Source organism: Sphingobium fluviale (assembly GCF_004122115.1).
Lineage (GTDB): Bacteria > Pseudomonadota > Alphaproteobacteria > Sphingomonadales > Sphingomonadaceae > Sphingobium > Sphingobium fluviale.
In genome coordinates, this window is record NZ_SBKP01000001.1 from 421335 (window position 1) to 435458 (window position 14124).

The window sequence follows — 14124 nt, forward strand, 5'->3', positions numbered from 1 at the left end:
CTGTTGCCTCGCCCCACTTCACCCCGCCCTCTCCTGCCGCTATGCCATCATCCCATGAGCGCCCCACCGATGAGACCCGATGTCGCCGCCTATGTCGCGGCCGATAACGCGATAGCCCGCCCGCGCCTGCACGACATGCCGGTGGATGTCGCGCGTCGCGTCGTGCGCAGGCTGGCGCGCAAGACGGACCTGCCTCTGCAGCCGGTGGCGGTCGACCGCTGGCTGGAGGTGCCGCTGGCGGAGGACGGCACCATCGGCCTGCGCCTGTTCGATACCGTGGCGAATCGCCTTCCCGGCCCGGCGATACTGTATTTTCACGGCGGCGGCTGGGTGCTGGGCGATGTGGACATCTACGCGCCCGTGTGCGCCGAGATAGCCCGCGCGCTCGATCTGCCGGTCCTGTCCGTGGAATATCGCCGCGCACCGGAACACCCTTCCCCCACCGGCCAGATGGACTGCGAGGCCGCGGCGCGCTGGATCGCGACCACCCCCTCCGCGCTACCCATCACCCCCACCTCGCTTATCCTCGCTGGCGATAGCTGTGGCGGCGCCTATGCGATCAGCACCGCGATGGCGCTGCGCGATGCGCCAGCCGCCATTCCGGTCGCCTCACAGCTCATCTTCTACCCATCGGCTGACATCGCCACACGCTATCCCTCCTTTCGCGAATTCGCGACCGGCTATCTGCTCGACAAGCATCTGATGCGCTGGTTCGCCGAGCATTTCCGCCCGGATGATACCGATTTTCGCGCCTCGCCCATGGCGGGAAAGCTCGAAGGCCTGCCCCCTGCCCTCGTGGTGACGACCCAGCTCGATCCACTGCGCGATCAGGGCCGCGCCTTTGCCGCCGCGCTCGAACAGGCGGGCGTGTCGGTCATAGCGCATGAGGCGGCAGGCATGACGCACGGGTTCCTGACGATGCGCGCGGCCATCCCCTCGGCGCAGGCCGAGCTGGAGGCGATCCTCGCTATGTTTCGGAAGCTCATCCCGCCGCGCTGAACGCTCCATCCACCTTCATACCGCACTGCAAAAACTTGTAAGCACCGGCGTCCTGACCTAGAAGGGCGGTAATGATAGAGCTGGTCAAGAACCCGGACGCCCAGATTCTCGCCACTGCACGGCGGGTTTTGGCAACTGAAGCCGCCGCTTTGAAAATGCTGGCGGATAACATTCCCCTCGAATTCGAGCGGGCGGTAGAGGCCATGCGCAATGCGCCGGGGCGTATCATCGTTACTGGCATCGGCAAATCCGGTCATATCGGCCGCAAGATTTCGTCCACCCTTTCGTCTACCGGCACGCCATCCTTTTTTCTGCACGCCGCAGAGGCGAGCCATGGCGACCTGGGCATGATAACCCCGGATGACGTGTGCGTCATGCTCTCCAACTCTGGCGAGACGGCGGAACTGCGCGATATATTGGCCTATGTGCGCCGGTTCGAGATTCCGCTGATCGCTATCTCAGCCCGCAGCAACAGCGCGCTGATGCGGGCGGCAGATTTCAAGCTGCTGTTGCCGGATGCTCCCGAAGCCTGCTCCAACGGCCTTGCCCCTACGACTTCCACCACTCTTATGCTCGCGCTGGGCGATGCGCTTGCCATCGCCCTGATGGAAGCGCGCGGCTTTGCCGTCGAAAATTTCCGCCAGCTTCACCCCGGCGGCCGCCTTGGTGCACAGATGAGCAGGGTGGCGGACCTCATGCACGGCAACGAGGAGCTGCCGCTTGTGCAGCTCGATGAAAACATGGCCGAAACTCTGCTCGCCATGACATCGCGCGGGTTCGGCATGGCGATCGTGGTCGAGCCGGAGCGCGGCAGGCTGGCCGGCGTCGTCACCGACGGCGATTTGCGGCGCAACATGGCCGGCCTGATGGACCGCACGGCGGGCGAGATCGCAACCCGTGCGCCCGCCTCGGTCAAGCCTGACACGCTCGCCGCCGAGGCGCTGGCGCTGATGAACCGGCGCGCCATCTCGGTGCTGCCGGTGGTGGACGACGCCGGGCTTCCGGTCGGCGTGCTGCATGTGCATGATCTGCTGCGCGCGGGCGTGGCCTAAGCTCATCCGGTGAAGCGCGCCGCCATCCTCATTCCGGCGCGTTATGCCTCGACCCGCTATCCCGGCAAGCCGCTCGCGGAACTGACGCTGCCCGATGGATCGCGCAAGACCCTCATCCGCATGAGCTGGGACGCCGCCTGTGCCGTAGCGGCGCGTGAAGATGTCTATGTCGCCACCGATGATGACCGCATCGCCAGCCATTGCGCGGAGTTTGGCGCGCAGATCGTCATGACCGCGCCCGAATGTCGCAACGGCACGGAGCGCTGCGCCGAGGCGGTGACCAATGCGCGGATCGAGGCGGACATCATCGTCAACCTTCAGGGCGATGCGCCACTGACTCCGCCCTGGTTCCTTACCGCGCTGATCGAGGCGATGCAGAACAGCGACTGCGCCATCGCGACCCCGGTGCTGCGCTGCGACGCGCAGACCTACGCGCATTTCACCGAGGATCGCCGCGCCGGGCGCGTTGGCGGCACCACGGCGGTGTTCGGCGCGCAGGGCGATGCCCTCTATTTCTCCAAGGAAGTGATCCCGTGGCTCGACCCAGCCAGGTTGGCCGACACAGCCGCCCCGCCGGTATGGCATCATGTTGGCGTCTATGCCTATACGCGCGCGGCGCTCGCCGCCTATAGCGCGCTGCCGCCGGGCAGGCTGGAGGAGCTGGAGGGGCTTGAGCAGTTGCGTTTCCTCGAACATGGGCACAGCATACGCTGCGTAGAGGTGGAGGCGCGCGGGCGCGTGTTCTGGGAACTCAACAACCCCGCGGATATCCCCCGCATTGAGCAGGCACTGAGGGAGATGGCATGCCCGGCCGTATCGTAACCATTAGCGACATCCGCATCGGCAATGCCGAACCGCTGCTGCTGATCGCGGGGCCGTGCCAGCTCGAAAGCCGCGATCATGCCCGCATGATGGCCGAAAAGATCGCGCAGGCCTGTGCACCCACCGGCACCCGCTTCATCTTCAAGGCATCCTATGACAAGGCGAACCGCACGTCCCTCTCCGCCACGCGGGGGCTGGGCATTGAGGCGGGGCTGGAGATATTGGCGCGCATCCGCGAGGAATTCGGCTGCCCGGTGCTGACCGATGTGCACGAGACAGGCCAGTGTGCCCGCGCGGCGCAGGCGGTCGATGTGTTGCAGATCCCCGCGTTCCTCTGCCGCCAGACGGACCTGCTGCTCGCCGCCGGAGAAACGGGCGCGGCTGTCAACGTGAAAAAGGGCCAGTTCCTTGCCCCGTGGGATATGGCCCATGTCGCCGCCAAGATCGCCTCGACCGGAAACGAGCGCATCTTGCTGACCGAGCGCGGCGCGAGCTTTGGCTACAATAATCTGGTGAGTGACATGCGCGCGCTGCCGATCATGGCGGAAAGCGGCTGGCCGGTGGTGTTCGATGCGACGCACAGCGTGCAGCTCCCCGGCGGACAGGGCGGCTCGTCTGGCGGGCAGCGGCAGTTCGTCGCCCCGCTCGCCCGCGCCGCCTGTGCCGTCGGCGTAGCGGCGGTGTTCATCGAGACGCACGAGAATCCAGACAACGCGCCGAGCGATGGGCCGAACATGGTGCCTGTGCGTGATCTCGCCGCGCTCCTCGCCGATCTTGTGGCGCATGATCGGCTGGCAAAGGCGCGTCTTTCCTAACCGGCAGCGCGCGCTTCCGCCAGATGCCGCTTCACCAGCGGCTCGGCGGGCGCCAGAGATTCCGCCTTTTCCAGCAGCTCAATCGCGCGTTCGTCTCCCGGTGCGGCGTTGAACAGCGCCCAGCCGAGCGCATCGCTGGTCACTGCACTGCCCGGTAGCAAGCGATAGGCATGCACCGCATAGGGAAGCGCCGCCTGCGCGTCGCCCGCGCCGATATAGGCATGCGCCAAGTTCGCCATCAGCAACGCATCGCGCGCGCCCAGCCGCTCACGCAGCCCTTCCAACACCCACAGAGCGCGCTCATGATGGCCCGCCGCCAGCCAGTAGGTCGCGGCCAGCCGCTGGCCCGCCACGGATTCAGGGTTTTGCCAGAGCAGCAGGCGCAGCGCATATTCCGCGCGCTCGCGCCTGCCCGCCCGGCGCCACGCATCGGCGAGCCGCAGCGCGGTGTCTTCATCAAAGCGGAGGTTGCCCGCCGCCGCATAGGCTTGGCCCGCATCGGCGGGCTTGCCGGCGGCGATCAGCGTATCACCCAGCGCGATGGCCGCCGCAGGCGCGCCAGGATTGGCCGCCTGAAGCGCCCTTGCGCGCGCCAGCGCCGCTGGCCCCTGCCCCGCCTCCAGCAGAGCGCGGATATAGCGCAGATTGGGCGCGGCAGCCTTTGGGTTGGCATTGGCGGCAGGCGCGGTTTCGCCCAGCGTTCCTGCCCCGCGATAAACGAGCGATGGCCCCGGCGTCATGGCGGCGGCGCGGGCGCTGAAACGTGTGGCGACATCCGCATTGCCCAGTGCGGTGTGGATATGCGCGGCGAGGGAGAGCGCATAGGTGCCCGCATCCGCTCGCTCCACCAAGGGAAACAGCGTTGCCTCCGCATCCTGATATTGCGCATCGGCGGCATAGGCTCGCGCCAGCAACAGGCGCGCACGAATGTTGAGCGGTTGCGCGGCGAGCAGCGGCTTCAGCTCCGCTATGGCGAGCGTCGCGTTGCCGCCCTCCATATGCAGCACCCCGCGCAACAGGCGGGTCGCCGCCTGCCCGTCGAGCGCGCCATGCGTGCGCGCAAGCAGGCTGCGCGCGAGCGTATAATTGCCCGCGCGCGCGGCGATCAGCGCCTGAATGAAATAGGCACGCGGCAGGCCGGGGGCGTTGCTGAGCGCGCGGCGGGTGAGCGCAACGGCCTGAGACGCGCGGCCCATATCGGCCAGCGTGGCGGCATATTCGGTGAGCGCGGGCACATAATCGGGGTTGCGTTTCAGCGCCGCGTCGAACCAGCGGGTGGACTCGGTGAGGCCATATTGATCGCGCGCCAGCACGGCTTTCAGCGTCAGCGCATCGACGCTTTTCGGGGCGAGGGAAATCGCGCGGTCAGACGCGGCGAGCGCCGCCGCCATGTCGCCTGTGGCGATGCGATAGCGGGCGATGTCCGCCCACAGCGCGCTGTCTTGCGGCGCAAGCGCGAGTGCGCGGTCAAACGCCTGCGCCGCCTCGGCAAAGCGGCCAAGCGCCTGATAGGCCTGCGCCTCGATGCGGGTGCGGAACAGGATTTCGCGCGGGTCGGCATCCGGCGCGGAAGCTTCCCGGATGGCGGCTTCCGGATCGCCGTTCAGAAGCGCCGCGTGGGCGCGCAAATGCCGCATCGGCCCCAGCGGCGCGCCAAGCTGGCCAGCGCGGTCCAGCTCGTCCTGCGCGCCGCGCCCGTTGCCGAGCATCAGCAGCACGCGCGCCTGTAGGATCCGCGCCTCGGCCAGTGTTGGATCGGCCTTGATCGCGTTCATCAGCTCGACCCGCGCCGTCCTTGGGTCATCCTGTTGGAGCGCGGCCTGTGCCCGCGCCAGCCCCGCCCGCGCGTCCTCGCCCGGCCCCGCCTGCACCGGCATAACCGCGAGGCACAGCACCATCATTCCACATGGAAAAAGCCTTCTACGAACCGATATCATAATTGCGCATCAGATCGTAGAGCGTCGGGCGGCTGATACCCAGCATCTTGGCCGCCCCGGAAATATTGCCCTGGCTGCGAGCAATCGCGCGGGATATGGCGGCGCGGTCCGCCACCTCGCGTGCGCTCTTTAAGTTGAGGATGTTACCGCCTGCTTCCTCTGTCTGGATCAGATCGAGATCGGCCGCGGTAATGAGCTTGCCGTCCGCCATGATGACCGCCCGCTTCATCCGGTTTTCCAGCTCGCGCACATTGCCGGGCCAGTTCCAGCTATCGAGCGCGGCCAGCGCATCGGGCGCAAAGCCCGTGGCTGGCCGTTTCATCTCGTCGGCAAAGCGGGTGAGGAAATGTCGCGCCAGCAACACCGCATCGCCAGCGCGTTCCGCCAACGACGGGATGCGCACGACGATCTCGGCGAGGCGATAATAGAGATCCTCGCGGAATGACCCCGCAGCGATCATCTCCTCCAGATTCTGGTGGGTGGCGCAAACGATGCGGGTATCGACCGGGATGGGCTGCCGCCCGCCGATGCGTTCGACCACCCGCTCCTGCAAAAAGCGCAGCAGCTTCACCTGAAGCGGCAGCGGGATGTCTCCCACCTCGTCCAGAAAGAGCGTACCGCCTTCCGCCAACTCGATCTTGCCCGGCGTGGTCTTCACCGCCCCTGTGAACGCGCCCTTCTCATGGCCGAACAGCTCGGACTCAAGCAGCGTCTCCGGGATCGCCGCACAGTTGATCGCGATGAAAGCCCCCTCTTTGCTCTGGCTGGCGTCATGAAGCCCGCGGGCCAACAGCTCCTTGCCCGTGCCGCTTGCACCCAGCAGCATCACGGAGACATTGGCGGCCGCAACCCGCTCGATGGTCCGCGCTACCTTGAGCATCTCCGGCGCGGCGGTGATGATGCGGCCCAGCACCGGCGCATCGCCTGCCCCGCGCGCAGCAAGGCGGGCATTTTCACGCTCCAGCGCATGCACATGAAAAGCGCGGCGCACGATCATGCCCAGCGTGTCTATATCGATCGGCTTCTGATAAAAGTCCCACGCGCCAGATGCGATCGCGCGCAGGGCACTTTCGCGCGCACCATGACCAGACGCTACAATCACTCTGGTGTCGGGCTTGAGCGCCAATATTTCCGCAAGCGTCGCAAAGCCTTCACTGGTGCCATCGGGATCAGGCGGCAGGCCAAGATCAAGTGTCACCACATCCGGCTCATGCGCACGCAGCATCTCTATCGCCTCGGCGCGCGACGAAGCACACACCACGTCCACATCCTCATACGCCCATCGCAACTGGCGCTGTAGTCCAAGATCGTCTTCAACGATCAACAGCTTCGGGCGCGTCTCGATCTCGGTCGCGTCACGCATCAGGCGGCCCTTTCCCTGCCGCCGCCAAGAGGCGGCAAAGAAACAGTTTTATCGGCCAGTGGCAAACGAAGTGTAAAAGTCGTCCCCTTGCCTGGCGCGCTTGTAACGCCGAGACTGCCGCCCATGGTGCGCACCAGCTCCCGCGCCTCATAGGCACCAATGCCGAAGCCGCCTTGCTTTGTGGAGGAAAAGGGCCGGAACAGCTCGTCGCGTACATAGTCAGCGCTCATGCCACAACCATGGTCGATGACATGAAGCACAACACTGCCTTCCTCCGCCTCGGCACGCAGGACAACCGGAGAGGCAGGGTCCGACGCGTCGACCGCGTTTTGGAGCAGATGGCCAATGACCTGCTCCAGCCTTGATCTGTTGGCGAAAACAAGGAGGTTGCGATCTCCCTCGATCAGGACAGGATGGGTTGCTCCATGGCGCCCTGCCACCAACACCAGGACATCGCCTAGCGCTACATCTGCGGCAACAAGAGGCTCGGTAACTCCACCATGCTTTGAAAGTCTTGCCAACAGAGTGTTCATCCGCTCTGCGCAGTCCTGAAGCGTCAGGATCATATCCGCGCGAAACGCAGGGTTGTCAGCATGACGCTCTGCATTGCGGGCGGTGAGCGCAATCTGGCTCACAAGGTTCTTGATATCGTGCATGATGAAAGCAAAGCGCTGGTTGAACTCCTCGAAACGCCGTGCCTCCGCCAGTGCCGCCTGCCCGCGCGCTTCCGATAAATAGCTTGCCACTTGCCGGGCCGCGGCACGTAGCATATCAAAATCTTCCCAGTCGAGTGCACGAACGATAGGAGGATGCCCCAGCAGCATCAGACCGACCAGCTCATCGAAATGCACCAGCGGAACCAAGGCCCAACCGGCCTGCTCATCGCGCAGCCACAAGGGTATATCGTCTGCGCCGCTCCGCGCCTCTGCAAGGTCAGTGATCCAGCCTCTGCTTCGCATCTGGTCAGCCATCGAGCGCGAGAATAGGAGGGTGCGAGGGTGCTCGCCCTTCCAGTTCCAGTCTGTGTGCCACATAAACTGCGCCGGTTCGTCTGCTGCGAGCAACAGCACCCCGCAAGACGACTGGGTGATGTCTGCCATCGCCCGAATGACGCGACTGTGCATGTCGTCCGCTTCACCCATACCCGCGCCGCGTCCCAGAGTATCGGCAAAGGCCATCCATTGTTCGCGATAGTCATAGCGATGGCGGAAAAGATGCTTGGTCGCCAGCACCTTCGCCGCGCGATGCAGCCGTGTGGCCGGCACAAACAGCAGACCCCCCGCAACCGATACAAACAGTGCAGCACTCGCCACCGCTTTTACAACTGGGCTAGCCAGATCATCCAGTGCGAGCATCGCGCCGAGCATCAGCATCGCGAGCGCCAGCCCAATAGCCACGCCCAGCCCACGCAGCGCGAGCGTACGGGATGGAGCTACTATAGCGCTGCGGCCGGTGTGCCCAACAAGCGCGATCACCGGCGTCAACGCTGCCATGTTAAGCCCGCGCAACGCGAACAACAGAGATGTAAGCCCCTCTGCCCGGCTGAAAGCAGTGCTGTAAAGGAAAAGGTCATAGCTCCACATAGCGGCCAATGCGGCCGCGACAGGCGCGATCGTCGCGCGAACCTGCTTACTGCACGCCGTATAAATGCGCTGCGTCAACAGCAACGCGCCGATTGCCCACAGCATGCGCAGCACGATTGTGCTTTCGAAAGATCCGGCAAACACCATTCTGCCCGATGCCCTGATATTCGCAAGAATATCGAGCCCAGATTGCGCAATAAGAAGTAACGCCAACACCAGATACAGCGGCCTTGCGCCGCGAGCCTGCCGCGAAGCCCGGTGGCCGAACTGCGCGGGAAGCACGAACAGACACACCAGCCAACTGCAGTTGCGCAGGCTCTCCAATATGCCGGTCTCAAGCCGGTCGACGCCGGCAAACGCCACGGACAGCAGCCATGTCGATGTGAGCGCTAGCGCGACGACCAGCAGCTTGCCAGCTTGCTGCATGGCGAAGCGCCTGCCGATCCATATTGTGAGCGCCGCAAACAGCCCGGCAGCGAGGGCATGCCCCCAATCGCCGAAAAAGAGGAGCGTTGGGCTCATGCTTTGCCCCGCCTAACGCGCGCCATCATGCCAGAGAATCACACGCACGGTCTGGAGCAGGATCAAAAGGTCCAGAAACGGCGTGTAATTCTTGGCGTAATAGAGATCATATTCGAGCTTGTGGCGCGCATCCTCAAGGCTGGCGCCATAAGGATAATTAATCTGCGCCCAGCCAGTAATACCCGGCTTCACCATGTGCCGCTCAGCGTAGAAACGCAGGTCCTTTTCCAGATCCTTGACAAACTGCATCCGCTCTGGCCGGGGGCCAACGAAGCTCATATCGCCTTTCAGCACTACCCAGCACTGCGGCAGCTCGTCTATCCGCAGCTTGCGCAGCCAGTAGCCGAGCCGTGTGATACGCGGATCGTCCTTTTCGGCCCACACCGCCTGCCCGTCCACCTCGGCATCGGTGCGCATGGTGCGCAGCTTGGTAATCCAGAACTCCACGCCATACAGGCCAACCCGCTTCTGGCGATAAAAAGCCGGCCCCTTGCTGTCGAGCTTCACAAGGATCGCCGCGAAGGCAATCAGCGGCGCGGTCAGCACCAGCAGGATCGCGCTCACGATTAGATCAAACAGTCGCTTGGAAATGGTCGAAAGGCGGCGGCCAGACGAAAAGCCGTCGGAAAAGATCAGCCAGCTTGGGTTGACGCTGTCCAGATCGACGCGCCCCGTCTCGCGTTCCAGAAAGGTCGACAAATCGTTCACATGCACGCCGGTGGTCTTGATCCGCAGCAAGTCCTCCATCGGCACAGCATTGCGCCGCTCCTGAAGGGCGAGGATCACTTCGCTGGCGCCCAGCCGGACGACATAGTCCGCAAGGTTGTGGATCGCCTTGCGCGGGATCGCCTCCTCGATCACATGCTCGCTTCCCTTCTCACTATCGCGCATGGAAATATAGCTGACGACGAAAAAGCTGCCGCCGGGGCGCTTCTCTAGCTGGCGAATACGGTTGGCCCGATCGCCCGCGCCCAGCACAATGATGCGACGGCGAAATACCTCGCCACCAAAGATGGAACTGAGCAGCACTCTGGAGCCGATCAGCGCTGCGGTTGCCAGCACCATCGCGTACAGGGTGTTGGAGCGCCACAGCACCATTCCCGGCAGCATGAAATAGAGGACGCTGTGAAGGATCACCCCCAGCGACACCGCCACCAGCACCCGCGCCACTGAATAGCGCAGCGATTGCAGTGATTCCGTACTATATACCCCGACCGCGACCATCGCCGCCTGCAGCGCCGCCGCGAAGCCGAGCAGCGGCACCGCACGGTTGAAGATATAGTCCACCTCCATGTGGATTTGCTGGGCACGGATAACCCACGCCGCCTCCGCCGCACAGATCAGCAGCACGAAATCGAGCAGGCCCACCAGCAGCACCGCATGCGGCACATAATGTTTGAAAATCCGAACCATGCCCTCTCACCCACTTTCGAGAATATCTTACACTGCGGCAGCCCGCTGTAAGATTTCCCGACAGGGTTAGGAGCTATGGCGCAAATTCACGAACAATTGTTGAACGGTGACGGAATTTTTTACAATTGGGGGCACCCCCAGCGTGATCAATCCGCCGCAAATTCGAACGGTGTCAGGCCTCGCTCCCGCTCGTTGAAGCGGAGCGCGCGTCCGCGTGGCGGGGCGCTGCGTTGGGCGCAGGTTGGGCGGGTGCAGGAGACGCAGCCAAGGCCGATCGGCTGGGCGTCGCCCTTGTCCAGATCAAGCCCGCGTGCATGGAGCAGGGGCCGGGCATAATCGGCCTTCAACCCCAGCGCGATGGAAAAAATCGCCTGCCCTGCGCGTAAGCCCGCGCTCTGCCCCGCAACGGTTCGGTTCAAAGTAAACCAGCGTTCGCCGTCTTCCAGCTCTACCAGTTGCGCCGCGATTTCTCCAGGCCGGTCGAACGCGCTGTGGATAGCCCAGAGCGGGCAGCGGCTATCCGCTTCCACCATAGGCGCGGCCGACGCCCCGGTATAGCGCTTGGACGATTGCCCTGCCCGGTCGATCCGCACCATGAAGAACGGGAGCCCACGGGCGCCTACACGCTGGAGCGTCGTCAACCGATGTGCCACCTGCTCATAACCCGCACCAAAACGACGCTGGAGCAGCAGCGGATCATAGCCGCTCGCCTCGCAGGCGCGCAAAAAGCGTTCATAAGGCATCATGATCGCGGCGGCAAAATAGCTGGTGAGGTGGCGGCGGAACAGGCGCTCCGCATGACGATCCGCAAACGCCGCGCCATGGACCAGCGCGTCGATTTCGGCCCGCGCCTCCAGCTCTGCAATCAAGAAGGCTGCGTGGAAGGTGCGCGAGGCGCTGTCGAGCATCTCTGAAAGCTGGAGCTGGCGCGCATGCAAATCGAGCCGGCGCACATGATCTGGCATCACGTCGGTAGGCAATATGCGGATGGCGAGCTGATGCTTCTGGCGCAGACGCTCTGCAAGGCCCCCGTATAGATCGCCTGTCGCTATGCGTAAGTCATCAGCCATGGCTTCTGCCTGCGCGTCGAGATCCGGGAAATGATTGCGCCAGCGCTCGATCTCGCGCCGCACCTTCATCACCGGTAGCGCTTCTACTGAGGCAGCAGACGGCGCGCCGCCCTCTCCCATGCGATCAAACGCGCGCGCAAACGCCTCCACCCCGGCAGGCGCGGCGGCAAGCCACTCCTCAACCTCCGCTTTATCGATGGCTATATCCACGAAGAGAGGGTCAGCGAGACGGCGCCTTATTCCTTCCACTCCCCCGCCGGGTGCGTCGCCGCCAAGCTTGCGGGGATCAAAGTCAAACCGCTCGGCCAGCCGCAGCATCAGGGCGGCGGAAAGGGGCCGCTGGTTCTTCTCGACCAGGTTCAGATAGCTGGGGGAAATCTCCAACACGTCAGCCAGTGCCACCTGCGTCAAACCCGCTGTACGCCGCAGCCGCTTAACGGCGTGCCCTGCATAGATCTTGCGCTCAGCCATTCGTAAATCCTGTAAATATATTTACAACTTTACAGAATTAACTACCACAAATCCGACTATATTGCCAATATTTTTTACAAAAATGATAGCGCAAATCCATGTTGCGGCGCACCATCGCAACCAAGGGCAGCATAACGCGCCCTATAAAGACACTTATCCAGCGTGAAGGAGGCATCCATGTCCTACCAGGAAACAATCGCAAAGGCCGGCAGCCTGATCCAGAGCAACGGCGCGCCGTGGGACGGCATCAGCGCCGAGTCCGCCGCGCGCATGAAGCTGCAAAACCGCTTCAACACCGGCCTCGATATCGCAAAATACACCGCGAAGATCATGCGCGCTGACATGGCCGCCTATGACGCCGACCCCGCCAACTACACCCAGTCGCTGGGCTGCTGGCACGGTTTCATCGGCCAACAGAAGCTGATTTCGATCAAGAAGCACTTCGGCACCACCAAGCGCCGTTACCTCTACCTCTCCGGCTGGATGGTCGCCGCGCTGCGTAGCGAGTTCGGCCCCCTGCCCGATCAGTCGATGCACGAGAAGACCTCTGTCTCAGACCTGATCGAGGAGCTGTACACGTTCCTGAAGCAGGCCGATGCGCGCGAGCTGGGCATGATGTTCCGTGATCTCGACGCGGCGCGCGAGTCGGGCGATCAGGTCAAGGCCAAGCAGATCGAGCATGCCATCGACAATTACGAGACGCACGTCGTTCCGATCATCGCAGACATCGACGCGGGCTTCGGCAACGCCGAGGCGACCTACCTCCTCGCCAAGAAATTCATCGAGGCGGGCGCCTGCTGCATCCAGATCGAGAACCAGGTTTCGGATGAAAAGCAGTGCGGCCACCAGGACGGCAAGGTCACGGTGCCGCACGAGGACTTCCTCGCGAAGATCCGCGCAGTCCGCTATGCCTTCCTTGAGCTGGGCGTTGACGATGGCGTCATCGTTGCGCGCACCGACAGCCTCGGCGCCGGCCTCACTAAACAGATCGCTTATGTGAAAGAGCCGGGCGACATCGGCGACCAGTATAACAGCTTCCTCGACTGCGACGAGGTTGACCCCTCCAACGTCGGCCACGGCGATGTGCTGATCGCCCGCGACGGCAAGCTGATGCGCCCGAAGCGCCTGCCCAGCAACCTGTTCCAGTTCCGCTCCGGAACCGGCGAGGACCGCTGCGTGCTCGATTGCATCACCTCGCTGCAAAACGGCGCGGACCTGCTGTGGATCGAAACCGAGAAGCCGCATATCGGCCAGATCGGTGGCATGGTGAACCGCATCCGCGAGGTCATCCCCAACGCCAAGCTGGTCTATAACAACAGCCCCAGCTTCAACTGGACGCTGAACTTCCGCCAGCAGGTGTTCGATGCCTGGACAGCCGAAGGACGCGATATGTCGGCCTATGACCGTGCAAAGCTGATGAGCGTGGATTATGACAGCAGCGAGCTGTCTGCCGAGGCGGATGAGCGCATCCGTACTTTCCAGAAGGATGCGGCGGCACAGGCGGGGATCTTCCACCACCTCATCACCCTGCCGACCTATCACACGGCGGCGCTAAGCACCGACAACCTCGCCAAGGAATATTTTGGCGATTCTGGCATGCTGGGTTATGTTCTGGGCGTACAGCGTCAGGAAATCCGTCAGGGCATCGCCTGCGTGAAGCATCAGAACATGTCCGGCTCCGACATCGGCGACGATCACAAGGAGTATTTCGCCGGTGAAGCCGCCCTCAAGGCAGCGGGCAAGGATAACACGATGAATCAGTTCGCCGCGGCCTAAAGGCCACGGTGGGAACCAGTTCGCCGCAGCCTAAAAAGTCAGGCAGACCGGTTCGCATAGACAAAAATTGATGATAATGTGGGATGGTAATCACCAACCATCCTACCATCACACAGGAGAATAGCGATGGACGAACAGCCGACACCAGCACGCTCACGTGCAGTCTTTTCGACCGAGGATTTTGAGCTGATGAAGGAAGCCGTGGCGGACTACATCAAGAAAATTCAGGACGATCCGCGTTCTTCCAAGTTCGCCAACCTCTATCACCGCCTGGGCCGCCTGAGCTAATCACGCAGACCCT

The 14124-nt window shown here is 63.4% G+C and carries 11 protein-coding genes; 6 read left to right on the forward strand and 5 right to left on the reverse strand.

What is annotated here, in order from left to right:
* Positions 1 to 69 precede the first annotated feature (69 nt).
* The 4 genes from EQG66_RS02215 to kdsA all read left to right on the forward strand — a co-directional run bounded on the left by EQG66_RS02215 (position 70) and on the right by kdsA (position 3688).
* Positions 70 to 999 carry an alpha/beta hydrolase gene (locus tag EQG66_RS02215; RefSeq protein ID WP_245987781.1) on the forward strand — a complete coding sequence of 310 codons (930 nt, stop codon included), beginning with the start codon at positions 70 to 72 and terminating at the stop codon, positions 997 to 999.
* A 71-nt stretch (positions 1000 to 1070) separates the two neighbouring features.
* Positions 1071 to 2051, forward strand: coding sequence for a KpsF/GutQ family sugar-phosphate isomerase (locus EQG66_RS02220; protein WP_129402875.1), 981 nt, complete (start codon positions 1071 to 1073; stop codon positions 2049 to 2051).
* 9 nt (positions 2052 to 2060) lie between these two features.
* Complete coding sequence (locus EQG66_RS02225) at positions 2061 to 2873, forward strand: 3-deoxy-manno-octulosonate cytidylyltransferase (RefSeq protein ID WP_129402876.1); 813 nt, start codon at positions 2061 to 2063, stop codon at positions 2871 to 2873.
* Complete coding sequence (gene kdsA / locus EQG66_RS02230; RefSeq protein WP_129402877.1) at positions 2855 to 3688, forward strand: 3-deoxy-8-phosphooctulonate synthase; 834 nt, start codon at positions 2855 to 2857, stop codon at positions 3686 to 3688. The genes EQG66_RS02225 and kdsA overlap by 19 nt, the downstream gene beginning before the upstream one ends.
* On the opposite strand, the gene EQG66_RS02235 is transcribed toward kdsA, so the two are convergent.
* The 5 genes from EQG66_RS02235 to EQG66_RS02255 form a co-directional block, all read right to left on the reverse strand.
* A complete protein-coding gene (locus EQG66_RS02235; RefSeq protein ID WP_129402878.1) occupies positions 3685 to 5589 on the reverse strand; it encodes a tetratricopeptide repeat protein in 1905 nt (634 codons plus the stop codon). The genes kdsA and EQG66_RS02235 overlap by 4 nt on opposite strands.
* A 19-nt stretch (positions 5590 to 5608) precedes the next feature.
* Complete coding sequence (gene prsR / locus EQG66_RS02240; RefSeq protein ID WP_129402879.1) at positions 5609 to 6988, reverse strand: PEP-CTERM-box response regulator transcription factor; 1380 nt, start codon at positions 6986 to 6988, stop codon at positions 5609 to 5611.
* On the reverse strand, positions 6988 to 9093 hold the full coding sequence (gene prsK, locus EQG66_RS02245) for an XrtA/PEP-CTERM system histidine kinase PrsK (protein WP_129402880.1): 2106 nt from the start codon (positions 9091 to 9093) through the stop codon (positions 6988 to 6990). Before prsK ends, prsR begins: the two co-directional genes overlap by 1 nt.
* Positions 9094 to 9105: 12 nt before the next feature.
* The gene (locus EQG66_RS02250; protein ID WP_129402881.1) at positions 9106 to 10506 is read right to left on the reverse strand and encodes a TIGR03013 family XrtA/PEP-CTERM system glycosyltransferase; all 1401 of its coding nucleotides are present in this window, start codon (positions 10504 to 10506) and stop codon (positions 9106 to 9108) included.
* Positions 10507 to 10652: 146 nt separating this feature from the next.
* A complete protein-coding gene (locus EQG66_RS02255) occupies positions 10653 to 12047 on the reverse strand; it encodes a helix-turn-helix domain-containing protein (protein WP_129402882.1) in 1395 nt (464 codons plus the stop codon).
* Between the two features lie 177 nt (positions 12048 to 12224).
* On the opposite strand from EQG66_RS02255, the gene EQG66_RS02260 reads away from it, so the two are divergent.
* Positions 12225 to 13823: an isocitrate lyase gene (locus tag EQG66_RS02260; RefSeq protein ID WP_129402883.1), complete on the forward strand. Its 1599-nt coding sequence runs from the start codon at positions 12225 to 12227 to the stop codon at positions 13821 to 13823.
* 126 nt (positions 13824 to 13949) lie between these two features.
* Entirely contained in the window at positions 13950 to 14111 is a 162-nt protein-coding gene (locus EQG66_RS15245; protein WP_164975560.1) for a hypothetical protein, read from the forward strand.
* The last annotated feature ends 13 nt before the right edge of the window (positions 14112 to 14124 follow it).